Origin of the sequence: Pantoea rodasii, from assembly GCF_002095465.1 — a bacterium.
In the GTDB taxonomy this organism is placed as follows: domain Bacteria; phylum Pseudomonadota; class Gammaproteobacteria; order Enterobacterales; family Enterobacteriaceae; genus Pantoea; species Pantoea rodasii.
This window is the reverse complement of record NZ_MLFP01000005.1, coordinates 74,824-93,148: the sequence shown is the minus strand read 5'-3', so window position 1 is coordinate 93,148 and position 18,325 is coordinate 74,824. Positions and strand designations below refer to the sequence as shown.

The 18,325-nt window shown below is 52.3% G+C and carries 9 protein-coding genes and 3 pseudogenes; 5 read left to right on the top strand and 7 right to left on the bottom strand.

Annotated elements, in window-relative coordinates; genetic code table 11:
* Positions 1–79: 79 nt before the first annotated feature.
* Positions 80–1,164 (bottom strand): annotated as a pseudogene (serC, locus tag HA45_RS08690) (3-phosphoserine/phosphohydroxythreonine transaminase).
* Between the two features lie 313 nt (positions 1,165–1,477).
* On the opposite strand from serC, the gene ycaO reads away from it, so the two are divergent.
* The 4 genes and pseudogenes from ycaO (at position 1,478) to pflA (ending at position 7,700) form a co-directional block, all read left to right on the top strand.
* Positions 1,478–3,241 (top strand): 30S ribosomal protein S12 methylthiotransferase accessory factor YcaO, encoded by a 1,764-nt coding sequence (ycaO, locus tag HA45_RS08685; protein ID WP_100702583.1) that lies wholly within the window; start codon positions 1,478–1,480, stop codon positions 3,239–3,241.
* A gap of 353 nt (positions 3,242–3,594) precedes the next feature.
* Positions 3,595–4,455 (top strand): formate transporter FocA, encoded by an 861-nt coding sequence (focA, locus tag HA45_RS08680; RefSeq protein ID WP_100702582.1) that lies wholly within the window; start codon positions 3,595–3,597, stop codon positions 4,453–4,455.
* 65 nt (positions 4,456–4,520) lie between these two features.
* Positions 4,521–6,801: pseudogene (gene pflB / locus HA45_RS08675) on the top strand (formate C-acetyltransferase).
* Positions 6,802–6,959: 158 nt separating this feature from the next.
* The gene (gene pflA, locus HA45_RS08670; protein ID WP_100702580.1) at positions 6,960–7,700 is read left to right on the top strand and encodes a pyruvate formate lyase 1-activating protein; all 741 of its coding nucleotides are present in this window, start codon (positions 6,960–6,962) and stop codon (positions 7,698–7,700) included.
* A 50-nt stretch (positions 7,701–7,750) separates the two neighbouring features.
* On the opposite strand, the gene HA45_RS08665 is transcribed toward pflA, so the two are convergent.
* The 6 genes and pseudogenes from HA45_RS08665 to lrp form a co-directional block, all read right to left on the bottom strand.
* Entirely contained in the window at positions 7,751–8,902 is a 1,152-nt protein-coding gene (locus tag HA45_RS08665) for an MFS transporter (protein ID WP_100702579.1), read from the bottom strand.
* A 312-nt stretch (positions 8,903–9,214) separates the two neighbouring features.
* Positions 9,215–10,507: a serine--tRNA ligase gene (serS, locus tag HA45_RS08660; protein WP_100702578.1), complete on the bottom strand. Its 1,293-nt coding sequence runs from the start codon at positions 10,505–10,507 to the stop codon at positions 9,215–9,217.
* A 96-nt stretch (positions 10,508–10,603) separates the two neighbouring features.
* Positions 10,604–11,950 carry a replication-associated recombination protein A gene (locus HA45_RS08655; protein ID WP_100702577.1) on the bottom strand — a complete coding sequence of 449 codons (1,347 nt, stop codon included), beginning with the start codon at positions 11,948–11,950 and terminating at the stop codon, positions 10,604–10,606.
* A 7-nt stretch (positions 11,951–11,957) separates the two neighbouring features.
* Positions 11,958–12,568, bottom strand: a pseudogene (gene lolA, locus HA45_RS08650) (outer membrane lipoprotein periplasmic chaperone LolA).
* Positions 12,569–12,743: 175 nt separating this feature from the next.
* Positions 12,744–16,202, bottom strand: coding sequence for a DNA translocase FtsK 4TM domain-containing protein (locus HA45_RS08645; RefSeq protein ID WP_100702575.1), 3,459 nt, complete (start codon positions 16,200–16,202; stop codon positions 12,744–12,746).
* A 119-nt stretch (positions 16,203–16,321) separates the two neighbouring features.
* Positions 16,322–16,816: a leucine-responsive transcriptional regulator Lrp gene (gene lrp, locus HA45_RS08640; RefSeq protein WP_006118610.1), complete on the bottom strand. Its 495-nt coding sequence runs from the start codon at positions 16,814–16,816 to the stop codon at positions 16,322–16,324.
* A 521-nt stretch (positions 16,817–17,337) separates the two neighbouring features.
* Here lrp and trxB point away from each other — a divergent pair.
* Positions 17,338–18,303: a thioredoxin-disulfide reductase gene (trxB, locus tag HA45_RS08635; protein WP_100702574.1), complete on the top strand. Its 966-nt coding sequence runs from the start codon at positions 17,338–17,340 to the stop codon at positions 18,301–18,303.
* Positions 18,304–18,325 lie beyond the last annotated feature (22 nt).

Sequence of the window (18,325 nt, the reverse complement as noted above, 5' to 3'; positions counted from 1 at the left end):
GAAACCAAATCTCCAGAAAAGACATAACCCCGTTGTATAACGGGGCCTGTGGCCAGCCAGGCTGGCCTATGATAAGTCATTAGCCGTGGCGACGTTCGAAGTCGACCATAAACTCAGTCAGGGTTTTAACCCCTTCCAATGGCATTGCATTGTAGATCGATGCGCGCATGCCGCCAACCACACGGTGCCCTTTCAACGCATGCAGACCCGCCTGCAGAGACTCGTCGAGGAACACTTTATCCAGCGCAGCATCAGCTAACTGGAACGGCACGTTCATGCGTGAGCGGTTAGCCGCAGCGACATCGTTACGATAGAAGTTGCTGTTATCGATCACACCATAGAGAAGATCGGCTTTGGCCTGATTGATCTTATCCATCTCTGCAACACCGCCCTTCTCTTTCAGCCATTTGAACACCAGGCCAGAGAGATACCAGGCGAATGTTGGCGGCGTGTTGAACATGGATTCGTTCTCAGCCAACACTTTGTAATCAATAATGGAGGGCACATATTGTTGCGCTTTACCCAGCAGGTCTTCGCGCACCACCACCAGCGTTAAGCCAGCCGGACCGATATTTTTTGCGCACCCGCATAGATGACGCCGTAACGGCTGACATCGATGGGACGAGACAAGATCGTTGAGGAGAGATCCGCCACCACCACTTTGTCACCGAAGTCAGGTTCTTCATCAATGGCAATGCCATCAATGGTTTCATTCGGGCAAAAGTGCACATAGGCTGCGTCATCATTCAGCTGCCATTCACGCATTGGTAATAATGCACGTTTACCGTCAAGCGTGGTTTTGATGTCGATGGTGTTGGGTGAGCAGAATTTTTCCGCTTCTTTAATGGCACTGTGGGCCCAGTAACCGCCATCAATGTAATCAGCCGTTTTAGCGTTGCCCAGCAGGTTCCCTGGGATCGCCGCGAACTGCGCGCGTGCGCCGCCATGGCAGAATAAAACTTTGTAGTTGGCTGGGATCTTCAGCAGATCGCGGAAGTCCTGTTCTGCTGCTTCAGCCACGGCAATAAACTCTTTACTACGGTGACTGATCTCCATTACCGAAGTGCCTAATCCGTGCCAGTTTGTCAGTTCTTGTTCTGCACGACGGAGCACTTCTACCGGCAGCATCGCTGGGCCGGAACTAAAATTATAAACCTGCGTCATTTCCCCTCACCACTGTCATATCGAACGGTTATGAATACCCCATCGGTTTTATCATTGCCTCCGAATGGCTGCAATCATTAATCCGATAGCGATCACATTTCCGCAGCAGGCTTCACCGCAGCTTATGTCATAAATGCAATAAGCCACGGAATTTTGTGAGGGAGTTTCCTGAAGTAAAATCAGAATGTCGCCAGTGCTCGAAAAAGCCGTCACCATGCCGCGATAAATTTAGACCACTGAATAGCGAAGCAGGCGCAAAACCCGTATCATTGCGCGCTTTACGCCCACCCCATCGACTTGAGAGAGCGCCAACATGACGCAAACCTTCATTCCAGGAAAAGACGCCGCACTGGAAGACTCCATTGCACGCTTCCAGCAGAAACTGCAGGACCTCGGCTTCAATATTGAAGAAGCTTCCTGGCTTAACCCGGTTCCACACGTCTGGTCTGTGCACATCCGCGATCGCGACTGCCCGTTGTGCTTTACCAACGGAAAAGGCGCCAGCAAAAAGGCAGCACTGGCTTCCGCGTTAGGCGAATATTTTGAGCGCCTCTCAACTAACTACTTCTTCGCCGATTTCTGGCTGGGTGAAACCATCGCGAACGGCGATTTTGTTCATTATCCTAATGAGAAGTGGTTCCCCCTGACCGAAGATAACAGCTTGCCAGAAGGGATTCTGGATGCGCGTCTGCACAAATTCTACGATCCAGAAGAGAGCGTCAATGCCTCGGATTTAGTGGATCTGCAGTCAGGTAATGCCGATCGCGGCATCTGCGGCCTGCCATTTACCCGCCAGTCAGATCAGCAAACGGTTTATATTCCGATGAACATTATCGGTAACCTGTACGTGTCTAACGGCATGTCTGCAGGTAACACGGCCAACGAAGCCCGCGTTCAGGGCCTGTCGGAAGTCTTCGAACGTCACATCAAGAATCGCATTATCGCGGAATCCATCAGTCTGCCCGAAATTCCTGCGGAAGTGATGCAGCGTTATCCTGGCGTGATCGAAGCAATTGATCGTCTGGAAGCAGAAGGCTTCCCGATTTTCTCCTACGATGCGTCGCTCGGTGGTAATTACCCGGTGATCTGCGTGGTGTTGTTCAATCCAGCTAACGGCACCTGCTTCGCTTCCTTTGGCGCACACCCTGACTTCGGCGTTGCGCTGGAGCGTACAGTCACCGAACTGCTTCAGGGCCGTGGTCTGAAAGATCTCGATGTGTTTACGCCACCCACCTTCGACGATGAAGAAGTGGCAGAGCATGCCAACCTGGAAACCCACTTTATCGACTCCAGCGGTTTGATTTCCTGGGACATGTTCAAAGACGACGCGGATTATCCGTTTGTTGACTGGAGCTTCGCGGGAAGCACGCATGAAGAGTTTGATACGCTGATGGCCATCTTCCGCGCGGAAGATAAAGAAGTTTATATTGCCGACTATGAACATCTGAGCGTTTACGCCTGCCGCATCATTGTGCCGGGCATGTCAGATATTTATCCGGCGGAAGATTTACTGCTGGCGAATAACAGCATGGGCGCACCGCTGCGTGAAACGCTGTTGGCGCTGCCTGCGACTGAGTGGGAACCAGAAGCTTACCTGAATTTGATTGAACAGCTTGACGAAGAAGGTCATGACGACTTCACGCGTGTCCGTGAGCTGTTAGGTCTGGCGTCTGGTAAAGACAATGGCTGGTACACCCTGCGCATTGGTGAACTGAAAGCCATGCTGGCATTAGCGGGTGGCGATTTGGATCAAGCATTGATCTGGACTGAATGGACGATGGAATTTAACCAGTCAATCTTCAGCGAAGAACGTGCCAATTATTATCGTTGTCTGCAAACACTGCTGTTGTTGGCGATGGAAGAAGAACGCGATCCGCTGCAATACCATCGCGCCTTTGTTCGTATGTATGGTCAGGCAGCCGTGGAAGCTGCTTCTGCCGCGATCAGCGGTGAAGCGCCATTCTACGGCCTGCAGGCTGTTGACCTCGATCTTAAAGCCTTCCCATCACATCAGGCTTTGTTGGCCGCGTATGAAAAATTACAGGCAGCCAAGCGTCAATACTGGTCGAAGAAGTAATCTCAAACGCCCAGCGCACTATTTTTAGCTGACGTTTCAATTGGCACTGATTAACTTCAGTGCTTTTTTTTGCCATAAAAACGCCACCGTTCACACTGACTATTGGTTATTAACAGTTCAGCTTCATTAGTTAACCTTAGTTAACATTCCATCGTGTAATCCTGGCGGGCATTAAACTTATTTTGTATAAATTAAAAATTATTTATATCATTAATTTCAATGAGTTAATCTTAAAACAAGCACCTTGACGCCTCGCTTACTCCTGAGCTTCCTGCCATTTATGATCCACATCAATTCCTGACCTATACTCCTTTGTTAGTATCTTTACAGACAATTTTCAGGAGAGCGTTAGTGTGAAAGCTGACAACCCTTTTAATGCATTATTACCTGCGGCCATGGCGAAAGTTGCTGAAGATGCCGGCGTCTATAAAGCGACTAAACATCCTTTAACCACCTTCTTCCTTGCCATCACCGCTGGCGTATTTATTTCCATCGCATTCGTTTTTTACATTACCGCGACCACCGGCAGTGGCGCCATGCCTTATGGCATCGCAAAACTGATTGGCGGTATCTGTTTCTCGCTGGGTTTGATGCTGGTCGTGGTGTGTGGCGCAGACCTGTTTACTTCTACCGTTTTGATTGTGGTCGCGAAAGCCAGCGGACGCATCACCTGGATGCAACTGGGCCGTCACTGGCTGTACGTCTATATCGGCAACCTGTTTGGTGCACTGTTCTTTGTCGTGCTGATTTGGCTCGCGGGTGAACATATGGTCGCCAATGGCGCATGGGGGTTAAACGTCCTCCAGACCGCTGACCATAAAATGCATCACACCTTCGTTGAAGCCGTGAGTCTGGGCATACTCGCCAACCTGATGGTTTGCCTGGCCGTATGGATGAGTTACTCCGGCCGCAGCCTGTTCGACAAAATGTTCGCGATGATTTTGCCTGTCGGCATGTTTGTTGCCAGTGGCTTCGAACACAGTATCGCCAACATGTTTTTAGTCCCTATGGCTATCGTTATTCGCGATTTCGCCAGCCCGGAATTCTGGCAAATGGCAGGCTCCAGCGCCGCACAGTTTCCGTCTCTTAGCGTTGGCGACTTTATTGTTAACAACCTCATTCCCGTGACTATCGGCAACATTATCGGCGGTGGATTGTTAGTAGGTTTGACCTACTGGGTTATCTATCTGCGTGGTGATGATCCGGTGCATTAAGTAATTGATACGGGCGTGCTCAAGAGCGCAACCGTCAAAGTCTCCCTAAATAAGGCAGGTATATCATGTCCGAACTTAACGAAAAATGGCGTCAGCTGGGAAGGATTTAGCGCCGGCGAATGGCAGAAAGATGTCAACGTGCGTGACTTTATCCAGAAAAACTACACTCCGTATGAAGGTGATGAGTCCTTCCTGGCGGGCGCCACACCTGCCACCACCAAGCTGTGGGACAGTGTGCTGGAAGGCATCAAAATTGAAAACCGCACCCATGCACCGGTGGATTTCGATACTGACCTGGCTTCAACCATCACCTCGCACGATGCCGGTTACATTAATAAGTCGCTGGAGACCATCGTGGGTCTGCAGACTGAAGCTCCACTGAAACGCGCCATCATCCCGTTTGGTGGCATAAAAATGGTCGAAGGCTCTTGTAAGGTTTATGGCCGTGAACTCGACCCGGCCCTGAAAAAAGTCTTCACCGACTATCGTAAAACCCATAATCAGGGTGTCTTTGATGTTTACACTCCAGACATCATGCGCTGTCGTAAATCCGGTGTCCTGACCGGTCTGCCAGATGCATATGGTCGTGGTCGTATCATCGGTGATTATCGTCGTGTCGCGCTGTACGGCATCGATTATCTGATGAAAGATAAAGTGGCGCAGTTCAATTCACTGCAAAGCGATATGGAAAATGGTGTCAACCTTGAAGCCACCATTCGCCTGCGTGAAGAAATCTCCGAGCAGCATCGTGCGCTTGGTCAGATCAAAGAGATGGCGGCCAAATATGGTTCTGACATCTCTCTGCCAGCCACCACCGCGCAAGAAGCTGTGCAGTGGACCTACTACGGCTATCTGGCTGCCGTGAAATCACAGAACGGCGCGGCGATGTCATTTGGTCGCGTATCCACCTTCCTCGATGTCTATCTCGACCGTGATATCAAAGCAGGCAAACTGACTGAAGAAGGCGCGCAGGAGTTAATCGACCATTTGGTGATGAAACTGCGCATGGTTCGCTTCCTGCGCACCCCAGAATATGACGAACTGTTCTCCGGTGACCCCATCTGGGCAACCGAGTCGCTGGCCGGTATGGGTGTCGATGGCCGCACTTTAGTCACCAAAAGTACCTTCCGCTTCCTGAACACTTTGTACACCATGGGCCCGTCACCGGAACCGAACATGACCATCCTTTGGTCAGAAAAACTGCCGGTCAACTTTAAAAAGTATGCGGCCAAAGTCTCCATCGATACGTCTTCATTGCAGTACGAGAATGACGATCTAATGCGCCCTGACTTTGATAACGATGACTACGCGATTGCCTGCTGCGTCAGCCCAATGATTGTCGGCAAACAGATGCAGTTCTTCGGCGCACGTGCCAACCTGGCAAAAACACTGCTGTACGCAATCAACGGTGGCGTGGACGAAAAACTGAAAATGCAGGTTGGCCCGAAAGAGGCGCCAATTACTGATGAAATTCTGGATTTCGATACCGTGATGGCAAGTATGGATCACTTTATGGATTGGCTGGCAAAACAGTATGTCACTTCTCTGAACATCATCCATTACATGCACGATAAGTACAGCTACGAAGCTTCGCTGATGGCACTGCATGACCGTGACGTCTATCGCACCATGGCTTGTGGTATTGCAGGTTTGTCAGTGGCGGCGGATTCCCTGTCTGCTATCAAGTACGCCAAAGTGAAAACCGTGCGTGATGCGGACGGCCTGGCGGTTGATTTTGAAATCGAAGGCGAATATCCGCAGTTCGGTAACAACGACTCCCGCGTTGATGACATGGCGTGCGATCTGGTTGAACGTTTCATGAAGAAAATTCAGAAACTGCAAACTTACCGCAATGCAGTCGCGACACAGTCAGTGCTGACCATCACCTCTAACGTGGTGTACGGTAAGAAAACCGGTAACACTCCAGATGGTCGCCGTGCCGGTGCGCCGTTTGGACCAGGTGCTAACCCAATGCACGGTCGCGATCAGAAAGGGGCGGTTGCCTCACTGACCTCGGTTGCCAAACTGCCGTTTGCCTATGCGAAAGATGGTATTTCATACACCTTCTCCATCGTGCCAAATGCGCTGGGTAAAGATGACAACGTGCGCAAAACCAACCTTGCGGGCCTGATGGATGGCTACTTCCACCATGAAGCCAATATCGAGGGCGGTCAGCACCTTAACGTCAACGTGATGAACCGTGAGATGCTGCTGGATGCGATGGAGCATCCTGAGAAGTATCCGCAGCTCACCATCCGCGTTTCCGGTTATGCTGTGCGCTTTAACTCGCTGACGAAAGAGCAGCAGCAGGATGTGATTACCCGTACTTTCACTCAGTCACTGTAATCCTCCCTGAGATTAAAAGGCTCCTGCGGGAGCCTTTTCTCCAGAGTCTGTTTTGCCAGTGTGCCGTGAACGACAGCCTGGCAAAATCGACTTTCATCTTAGAGCACAACAGAGATTGTGCCGCCTGATGTTGAGGCTAACCCGGAGAATACATCGCAATGTCAACCATCGGTCGTATCCACTCATTTGAATCCTGCGGCACCGTTGACGGTCCCGGCATCCGCTTTATCACCTTCTTCCAGGGCTGCCTGATGCGCTGCCTCTATTGTCATAATCGTGATACCTGGGACACGCACGGGGGTACTGAAGTCACGGTAGAGGATTTAATGAAGGATGCATTATCGTATCGCCACTTCATGAATGCCTCTGGCGGCGGGGTGACGGCTTCCGGTGGCGAAGCTATCCTGCAGGCCGAGTTTGTGCGTGATTGGTTTCGTGCCTGCAAGGCGGAAGGCATTCATACCTGTCTGGATACCAATGGGTTTGTGCGCCGTTACGATCCGGTGATCGACGAATTGCTGGATGCCACTGACCTGGTGATGCTCGACCTGAAACAAATCAATGATGACGTGCACCAGATTTTGGTTGGCGTTTCCAATCATCGCACCCTCGACTTTGCGCGCTATCTGCAGAAGAAAGGCAAACGCACCTGGATTCGCTTTGTGGTGGTGCCCGGCTATTCCGATGATGATGCCTCTGCGCATCGCCTGGGTGAATTCACCAGGGATATGGAAAACGTCGAGAAAATTGAATTACTGCCCTACCACGAATTGGGCAAGCACAAATGGATTGCCATGGGAGAAGAGTACAAGTTGGATGGAGTAAAACCTCCGACTAAGGAGACCATGGAGCGTGTTAAAAATATTCTCGCGGGTTACGGTCACGAAGTGATGTACTGACAAAAAAGGGGAGCTTTGCGGCTCCCCTTCTCAATGGCATCACTTAGTCGTTAAGCATGTGCAATCGGAGTGGCGTGACGATCGGCTTTACGCAGCAACATCACTAAATACACCAGAGCCACCGCCGCAATCATCACAAATAGCAGGCGATCGGAGTAATTCTGCATCAGCATTGACGTCATGCCAGGCCCAACCAAACTGCCTACGGTGTAGCTGAACAACAATGCCTGATTCATCGCCACCAGTTCATGGTGCGCCACGGTTTCACATGCCCATGACATCGCCACCGGATAGAGAGTAAAGCCGGCCAGGCCCAGAATAAACAGCGCGGGTGCCATGGCGGTATCACCCAGCATGGCGATAGCACCTAAAATCACCACAAAAACTTGAACGCGCAACACCATCAGGCGGCCAAAGCGATCGGCAAGACGCCCAACGGGCCACTGACCCACGATGCCAGAACTCACCAGCAACGCCATCCAGTATCCCACGTTGGCGTCACTCATGCCCTGATGCGACAAATAAAGCGGCATCAGACCGTACAGTGAACCGAGCACAATACCGGAAATCACACAGCCGTTAATCCCGAGACGTGAACTGCGACGGCGCAGCATGGTCCAGATGTGACCGGTAGACGCTTCTTCTGTGGCCGTACCGGCATTAACCCGCAAGAACACGACCGGCAGCACTGCACAAACAATCAATGCGGTCACCCACGGAATCACATGCAGGAGTTCAGTCGATACGCGGCTGACCAGCAGCTGACCCGCCACGGTGCCGAGGTAGTAGATAATCATATAGGCAGCCAGCAATTGACCGCGGTTACGCACCGTGCCACTGCACAGCAACGCACTCTCCACCACGACCCAGATCAGGGCGCAACCTACGCCTGCGACAAAACGCAGCGCGGTCCAGCTGTAGAAGCCCTCTAACAACATCATTCCCATGGTTGCCAATGCAAAGAGCACGCTCGCCAGATAGAAACAGCGGTTAAATCCGTGGCGATTGATCAACAAGCCGGCCAGCAAGGTCCCTAACAGGTTCCCGGTGTAATAAGCTGAGCTGGCCATACCCACCTGCCACGTTGGCAGTTGATCATGAGTAAGCCAAAGCGGCACCAGCGTATTAAGCACAGCAATAGACACCGTCATTAGCATTAAGCCGCAAAGCAGCAACACGACGGGGCGCGACCAGGTAGACATAGGGATAAAAAACCAAAGAAATGGAGATAATTGCGCGCAGTTTGCCATCCGCTATTTTAAAGTCAACGGGCAAAAAATCATCGCCGCACAATTTGCTGCTGAACAATTTATTATTTTTATCTTCAGCGGGTTACAGGAGATATATCATCGTTGATGCCTGACGCTATCTTCATGAATTTGTAGATTTTAGTCTTTTGAGGAAGTCTGCTGTCGATAACGTTTATTTCTGATTAATTCTTATTAAAAATTAATCGCTAAATCGCTGGCAATAAAAAACCCGGCATCGCCGGGTTTTCTTTAAGAACGCATCGCTTAACCAATAAATTCCAGACCGCCCATATACGGGCGTAATACTTCTGGCACTTCGATACGGCCGTCAGCCTGCTGATAGTTTTCCAACACGGCTACCAGCGTACGTCCTACCGCCAGACCTGAACCGTTCAGGGTATGCACCAAACGGGGTTTCTTATCGGTTTTGCTGCGGCAGCGAGCCTGCATACGACGCGCCTGGAAATCCCACATGTTGGAACAAGAGGAGATTTCGCGATAGGTGTCTTGTGCGGGCAGCCACACTTCCAGGTCGTAGGTTTTGGCAGAACCAAAGCCCATATCACCGGTGCACAGCAGCACTTTACGGTACGGCAGGTTAAGTAATTGCAGCACCTTCTCAGCGTGACCTACCAATTCTTCCAGCGCATCCATCGAGGTCTCAGGCGCAACAATGTGCACCATCTCAACTTTGTCGAACTGGTGCATGCGAATCAGTCCGCGCGTGTCGCGTCCGTATGAACCCGCTTCAGAACGGAAGCACGGCGTATGCGCAGTGAGTTTGATCGGCAGATTTTCTTCTTCAACGATCTCGTCACGCACCAGGTTAGTCAACGGCACTTCTGCCGTTGGAATCAGCGCATAATTGCTGCTGCCCGCTTCTTCACCCAACGGCTTGGTGTGGAACAGGTCTTCACCAAATTTCGGCAACTGACCCGTGCCAAACAGCGTCTCATGGTTGACCAGATACGGCACGTAGGTTTCGAGATAACCATGTTGCTGCGTATGCAAATCAATCATGAACTGGCTAAGCGCACGGTGCAGACGCGCGATTTGTCCCTGCATCACGATAAAACGTGAACCGGTCAGTTTCACCGCAGCGGCAAAATCGAGGCCTTTAAGTGCTTCACCCAGCTCAACGTGATCTTTTACCGGGAATTCAAACTGGCGCGGCTGGCCCCAGCGACTAACTTCCTGGTTCTCACTGTCGTCTTTACCCAGCGGCACTTCATCAACCGGCAAGTTAGGCAGTGACAGAGCAAAATCGCGGATGGTGTTTTGCAAGGTATCCAGCTCAACCTTGGCCGCATCCAGGCGTTCGCCCAGCACGTTCACTTCCTGACGCAGTGGCTCGATGTCTTCCCCACGCGCTTTGGCCTGACCGATGGATTTGGATCGGGAGTTACGCTCTGCCTGCAAATTTTCAGTTTCGACCTGCAGTACTTTACGACGCTCTTCGAGCGAACGCAGCGTTTCCACATCCAGTTTAAATCCTCGGCGTGCCAGTTTTTCAGCGACTGCGTCTGGCTCATTACGCAGCAGATTGGGATCGAGCATGCTTATCCTGTGTAATTAAGGTTGATTGATCGAATGAAGGGATGCATCCCACTGGAATGCATTGAAATACTTGCTCACCTTACCGTAAGGCGTTTATCAGCGGTAGCGTTTTATCGGGCTATTTTGATCCTGTTCAGCCAACCAGGCGAGTTTTTCGCCTATTTTCCCTTCAAGCCCCCGATTGGTGGGCTGATAGTAGCGCGTTTGCGCCATTTCCGGTGGGAAGAACACTTCTCCAGCCGCATACGCATTGGGTTCATCGTGCGCATAGCGATACTCTTTGCCCAGCCCCATCTCTTTCATCAATTTGGTGGGGGCGTTACGCAGATGTTCGGGCACATCGTAATCGGGAAATTCGCGCGCATCTCGCATCGCGGCCTTGAAAGCCGTGTAAACGGCATTACTTTTAGGCGCACAGGCAAGATAAACAATCGCTTGGGCAATCGCGCGTTCGCCTTCGGCAGGTCCAACGCGAGTGAAACAATCCCACGCCGAAATAGCTACCTGCATGCCGCGTGGATCGGCATTGCCCACATCTTCTGAAGCGATCGCCAGCAAACGGCGCGCAACATAAAGAGGATCGCCACCGGCAGTGATAATGCGCGCATACCAATAGAGTGCCGCATCTGGAGCCGAACCGCGCACGGATTTATGCAACGCTGAAATCAAATCGTAAAAACGGTCACCTTTATTATCAAAACGCGCCGCCCTTTCGCCGGACACTTCATTCAGTAACTGCGGTGTTAGCTCACGCAAGCCCTGTGCGTTGCTCTCGGCCATGTCCGCCATCATTTCCAGCGTGTTCAAGGCACGACGCGCATCACCGTTGACCAGTTCAGCAATCATGCGCCGGGTATTATCTGGCAGCAGGATGTCGCTGTCACCGTAGCCGCGCGCACTGTCTTGCATCGCCTGCACCAGCACCTGCTCAATATCTTCCGTGGTGAGGGATTTCAGCAGATAAACGCGTGCACGTGAAAGCAGTGCTGAATTGAGTTCAAAAGAGGGATTTTCGGTGGTCGCGCCAATGAAAGTGATGGTGCCATCTTCAATATGCGGTAAAAACGCATCCTGTTGGCTTTTGTTAAAGCGATGGACTTCATCCACGAACAGGATAGTCCGTCGACCCAATTGGCGATTTTGCCGCGCACGTTCGATGGCTTCACGGATCTCTTTCACGCCGGAAGTCACGGCTGAAATGCGCTCTACATCGGCTTTGCCATAGTGCGCGATGATCTCGGCAAGGGTTGTTTTACCTGTTCCTGGTGGCCCCCACAGAATCATTGAATGCAGATGTCCAGCCTCAATCGCACGCGGTAACGGTTTGCCCGCCGCCAGCAGATGCTGCTGCCCGATATACTGCTGCAATGTGGCTGGCCGCATACGCGCGGCCAGAGGTTGGAACTCATTTGAAGAGGCGAAATCCAGGGACAGGTTACTCACCGCGACCTCACTGACGTTGATCGTCCACCGTTACCCCTTTTGGCGGCGTAAAGGTGAATTTATCCGGGCTAATCGCCCCATTTTTCTGGCTCTTCAGCTGATAGTCACTGTGCTGGCCATCTTGCTCAATCGCGCTGAATTTGTTGATTGTACCCGCTGAGGAAACGCTGATGGTGAATTGCTTCAAATTGCCATCGCTGCTTTTCGGCGTCAGCTCGAAATTATCGCCTTGTTGTTTGATGTTGTACTGCTGCCAGTCGCTTGGCTGGTTGCGGGCAATCAACATAAAGGGCGTATTGCTGGTAGCATTTTGCAGCAAGCTAACGCTGGCCTGCTCGACAAACGGATTATAGAACCATAGGTTTTACCGTCGGAGATAATCACGCTTTCGTCTGGCGCAGTCATATGCCAGTTGAACAAGCTTGGGCGCTTAACCCACAGCTCGCCTTCCCCATCCTGCACATTCGCGCCGCTGCCATCGGTGACTTTCTGACTAAAGCTGGCATGGAAGCTGTTCACTTTATTCAGACGCTGTTGCAAATCACTCGACGCATCCGCCAATACCGATGCAGAAACAAAACTGGCCATCAGGCCGAAGGCAATAACGCGTAATTTCATCTGATTCGATTCCTTATTCATGATTTCCCGACACTTACTGCATTAACCGTAGTTGCCGCTCTGTCTGTTCGACAGGAGAAACAGCCGAAAGCTCCCGAAGATATGGGGATCGTTCTGCAGATAAACAACGGGCCAGTGTTAACTGGCCCAGAAGTAAGTCATGGCGTGCGTAAGGTTACATCTCGTGCGGCGGCGGCGACAGCACTTCGCGGTTGCCATTGTGGCCCGGTTCAGAAACGATGCCCTGCGCTTCCATCTGTTCAATGATGCGCGCGGCTCGGTTGTAACCGATACGGAATTGGCGCTGCACCCCGGAAATCGAAGCACGTCGTTTTTCCACCACGAACGAAACTGCCTGATCGAACAGCTGATCCAGCTCTTCATCACCGTCTAGTCCCCCCGCTGCGCTTTCACTCTCTTCGCCTGCGGTAATACTTTCGATGTATTGCGGACGTCCACGCGCTTTCCAGTCCTGCACTACCGCATGCACTTCCTGATCGCGCACGAAGGCACCATGGACACGCACCGGCATGGAGGAGTTAGGCGGCATGTAAAGCATGTCACCCATTCCCAAAAGCGATTCCGCGCCGCCTTGATCAAGGATGGTGCGTGAGTCAATTTTACTGGAAACCGTAAAGGCGATACGCGTTGGGATGTTGGCTTTGATCAAGCCGGTGATCACATCCACCGACGGACGCTGCGTCGCCAACACGAGGTGAATACCCGCTGCTCGCGCTTTCTGCGCCAGGCGCGCAATCAACTCTTCGACTTTCTTGCCAACCGCCATCATCAGATCGGCGAATTCATCCACCAGCACCACAATGTACGGCAGTTTTTCCAGTACCGGCGGCGTGGTATCCATGCTGTCACCCGGCTTCCAGAAAGGATCCGGAATTGGGCGACCCATCGCGGCAGCCTGTTCAATCTTCTCGTTATAACCCGCCAGATTTCGCACGCCCAGCGCGGACATCAGCTTGTAGCGACGTTCCATCTCACCCACACTCCAGCGCAGCGCATTGGCGGCATCTTTCATGTCGGTGACCACTTCAGTCAGCAAATGCGGAATGCCTTCATAAACTGACAGCTCCAGCATTTTCGGGTCAATCATAATAAAGCGCACTTCTTCTGGCGTGGCTTTATACAGCATGCTGATGATCATGGTGTTAACGCCGACGGACTTACCGGAACCGGTGGTACCGGCAACCAGTAAATGCGGCATTTTCGCCAGATCGGCCACCACCGGTTGCCCCGAAATATCTTTACCCAACACCACTGCCAGTGGTGAAGGATTATCGCGGAACTTGTCGCAATCCAGAACTTCGCGCAGATACACGGTTTGACGATGCTTGTTAGGCAATTCCAGCCCGACATAGGGCTTACCGGGTATGACTTCCACCACGCGCACGGCAACCGCAGATAGCGAACGAGCCAAATCGCGTGACAGGTTGGAAATACGCGCAGCTTTGACACCCGGCGCAAGGTCAAGCTCAAAGCGGGTGATAACCGGACCCGGTGAGATGCCGACGACTTCAGCTTTCACGCGGTAGTCAGCCAGGCGGGCTTCCACCAGGCGCGCCGTTTGCTCAAGCGCAAACATATCCACCGGCTCTTCTTCTGAAGGCGGTGATGTCAGCAGATCCAGCGTCGGTAACGGCGTGGAAGGTCGCTCCAGCGGACGCTCGTGGCGAACCAGGAACGGATGGAACAGACTATCCTGTGCGGGCGCAACGGGTTGAGGAGCTTCTGCTGGAGGCGTATAGCTGTCCGCTTCCGGTGACGACCACGGGCTGTTTTCGGCGCTCAGTGACGGCATAATTTCCGGCTGCGGAGCGGCCGGTTGCTGCCACTGGGCAGGCGCTTCTGGCTGTGGGACCGCCGATTGCTGCCACTGGGCAGGTGCTTCTGGCTGTGGGACCGCCGGTTGCTGCCACTGGGCAGGCGCTTCTGGCTCAGGCGTAGCCGCAATGGTAAACAGCGGTTCACTTGGGCTGTCATCGACCAGGTCTTTCATCGGTGAAAAATCAAAGGCAGATGACGTGTCGAGATTGAATACCGGACCTGACTTCGCCTCAGGCTGCTCATAGCGGTGTTGCTGCTGCGCCGCAAACTGATTAGCCAACTGAGCCTGATGCAAGGCTTCTTCATCGTCCTCAGGTTGATACTGTTCGCTCTCTGCATATCGCTGCTGTTGCTGAGACGCGAATGCTGCGCGCAATTGTGCTTCCTGCAGCGCAGCATCGTCTTCATGATCGTGTGACGGTTCATGATAGGTCGCCGTCATCTCAGGCATTTGCTGTTCAGCTTCTTCTCGCGCTTTATCTTCAGCCATGCGCTGTGATGGCAGCTTGATACCATAAGACGCCATCTCACGACGCGTTGGCAGCTTCACTTTATTTGGACGCGGTAACTCTGGTCCAATGCCTTGTTTCACCTGTGGGTTGTAATCACGCTCAGGCACCACATCAAAGGCCGGCGTGTAAGCGGAAGCCGTTTTAGCGGCTGCGGCACCGAATGCCGCAGCAGCAGCGGTGTTCAAGCCTGCTGAGGATTGGGCAGCATCCTGCCAGTTCCCCATGCTTGGGCCATCATCCTCATCCGCCAGCGAGAACGGTGATGGAGCAGGTTCGCTTGGTACTTCAAAGCGATACGTTGGGGGAGCAGGCTGAATAACCGGTTCAGGCGCCGCCGTTACCGCTGGCGCTTCAACTGCCACCTGTGGAATCTGCGCGGTTGGTAAGGGTTCTGGCGGTGTATTCACGACGGGTTGGCTGACTACCGGTGCCTGTTGTGCAGCCTCGGTCGTCACCGCAATGGCGGCAGCCGTCGCGGCGCTGGCCTTCGCCAGCAGCGGATCATCGGGTAACTGCTCATTAAGCGGTTCGACAATTTTGCGTGGTTTTGCCAACAGGACATCAGCATCATCATCCTGAGCTTGCGCTGCACGTAAAGGAGGTGCGGCCTCTTCAGCAAGCTCTTCCTCTTCGTACTCGTCGTCTTCCTGCCAGGGTTCGTCATGACGTGAACGGTTGCTGGCGAAGGTCAGCACACCCATCACCACACCGCCGATTCTCTCGGCAATGGTTAGCCATGACCAACCGGTATACAACGTGATACCTGCCGCCCAGACGCACAATAAGGTCAATGTGCCGCCGGCAGAACTGAACCATGGCGCCATGGCATTACTGACCAGACTGCCAATGACACCGCCGGAAGCGAAATACCAAATGTCATCGACATTCAGCGCAGCCAGGCCACAGGTGGTCACCACCAGTGCCAACACGCCAATTAAGCGCAAGCCGACGGCAAAATAGTCGATGTAATCCTGGCCATCGCGCTGACGGAATGTAATCCAGCATAAGCCAATGATGACAGGAGGAATGGCATACGCCATTACGCCAAAAATGAAGAGCAGCGTGTCAGCCAGCCATGCGCCAACGCTGCCACCCAAATTATGGATCGGCTCATGCCAGGCGGTCTGCGACCAGCTTGGATCGGAAGGATTGAAGCTAACCAGCGACACCATCAAATAGATGGCGAACAGGGCCACAAGGATGAGCAACGCTTCCAGCAGCCTGCGACCACTGCTCAGCGGTTGTAACGAAACGTCTTTATCTTCTGTATATTCCTGGCTCAAGAGAACTCTCCAGGTGCCTGTAAATTAAGAAGGCAACAGCGCCGGGCAAGCCCGACGCTGGTCCTGTATGAATTCACAGGAGTGTACCGAATTCCTGCAAGCTTTGCACCTGCCCTGCATTAGCGGGTTTTGATCACCAGACGATTGCTCTGTTTGACCTCTTCCATCACTACGTAAGTACGGGTGTCATTTACGCCCGGCAGGCGTAGCAAGGTTTCACCCAGAAGCTTACGATAGGCGGACATGTCCGGCACACGCGTTTTCAGCAGGTAGTCAAAGTCACCGGAAACGAGGTGACACTCTTGAGTTTCCTCAAGTTTTTGCACGGCGGCGTTAAATTGCTCAAACACATCGGGCGCACCACGATTCAGAGTAATCTCAACGAACACCAGCAGTGAAGCATCCAGATAATGTGGATTCAGCTGCGCGGTATAACCCAGAATGAAACCCTGACGCTCCAGGCGACGCACACGCTCAAGACACGGCGTAGGTGATAAGCCAACACGTTTCGAAAGCTCAACATTGGAAATACGACCGTCTTTTTGCAATTCATTCAGAATGTTTCTGTCGATACGGTCCAGATCTTTTCCGGGGCGTTTCTTATTGTCTACCATTATTATTGTCTCTCTTAATTCCTTCCCTTTACCTGCCACACCCTGAAAACGCTCATTGTTCAGGGCCTTACTGAAGTGAAGTCTATAAGTCTGTGCAGTAATGCGACCATCCGTATGACGCATGTTGTCTGTCCACATCATGCGTCATTACCAATGTCAGACTGAGTTTATTTGGCAAAAAAGCCCAAAACAGCAATGAAATCCTGTTTTGACCCGCTAAATATTCTCCGCTTCTGGTAATGTTTTCGCAAAACAGCAGGCGATTGTCAAAGTAAAACATCCAAATTCAGTACAAGATGCCAGATAGAGTTCTGGGTTGCTGTTTTCTAATGAGAATTTTTATACTGCTGCACCAGAAATTGCCGAGCATTGCCCCCTTTTGGCGCAAATCGCGTGCAAAAACGTCGCTCATCGTCTACGCCGCTTGCAGCGATTGTTAACAAAATTGCTGAAACCTTTTTTTGCGGCGTTAATTTCCCTACAATCAAAAACTATGTTGTCAGAAAAAAACTGAGGAACGCATGAGTACGGCCAAACACAGTAAGCTGCTCATTTTGGGCTCCGGCCCTGCCGGATATACCGCGGCAGTCTATGCCGCGCGCGCTAACCTGAATCCGGTATTGATTACCGGGCTGGAAAAAGGCGGTCAGCTCACCACTACCACTGAAGTTGAGAACTGGCCAGGCGACCCGAACGATCTGACCGGTCCGGCGTTGATGGAACGTATGCAAGAGCATGCTGAGAAATTCAACACCGAAATCCTTTTCGACCATATTCACACGGTAGATTTGCAAAATCGCCCCTTCCGTTTAACGGGTGACAGTGGTGAATACACCGCTGACGCGCTGATCATTGCGACCGGCGCCTCCGCACGCTATCTCGGCCTGCCTTCTGAGGAAGCGTTCAAGGGTAAAGGCGTTTCCGCCTGTGCGACCTGTGACGGTTTCTTCTATCGTAACCAGGAAGTTGCGGTTATCGGTGGCGGTAATACCGCGGTGGAAGAAGCGCTTTACCTGGCAAATATCGCGGCGAAAGTTCATTTGATTCACCGTCGTGATAGCTTCCGCGCAGAAAAAATTCTGATCAATCGGCTGATGGAAAAAGTGCGCAACGGCAATATCGTGTTGCACACTGACCGCACGCTGGAAGAAGTGGTAGGCGATCAGATGGGCGTGACCGGGGTAAAACTGCTGTCGACGAAGGATGAAGAGCCTGAATTGCTTGAAGTGGCAGGCTTGTTTGTCGCTATCGGCCACAGCCCGAACACCGCGATTTTTGACGGCCAGCTGGCACTGGAAAATGGCTATATTAAAGTTCAGTCCGGTCTGCAGGGCAATGCGACGCAAACCAGCATTCCTGGCGTATTCGCTGCCGGCGATGTGATGGACCATATCTATCGTCAGGCAATCACCTCTGCTGGCACGGGTTGTATGGCCGCGCTGGATGCAGAACGCTACCTGGATGGGCTTGTTAAAACCGATCTGTAACTTGTTAATAAGCTGATCATAA

Excerpts from the sequence above, each read along its gene's own strand:
- pflA (WP_100702580.1), top strand. The coding sequence starts at position 6,960 with ATGTCAACCATCGGTCGTATCCACTCATTTGAATCCTGCGGCACCGTT.
- trxB (WP_100702574.1), top strand. The coding sequence starts at position 17,338 with ATGAGTACGGCCAAACACAGTAAGCTGCTCATTTTGGGCTCCGGCCCT.
- serS (WP_100702578.1), bottom strand. The coding sequence starts at position 10,507 with ATGCTCGATCCCAATCTGCTGCGTAATGAGCCAGACGCAGTCGCTGAA.
- HA45_RS08665 (WP_100702579.1), bottom strand. The coding sequence starts at position 8,902 with ATGTCTACCTGGTCGCGCCCCGTCGTGTTGCTGCTTTGCGGCTTAATG.
- ycaO (WP_100702583.1), top strand. The coding sequence starts at position 1,478 with ATGACGCAAACCTTCATTCCAGGAAAAGACGCCGCACTGGAAGACTCC.
- lrp (WP_006118610.1), bottom strand. The coding sequence starts at position 16,816 with ATGGTAGACAATAAGAAACGCCCCGGAAAAGATCTGGACCGTATCGAC.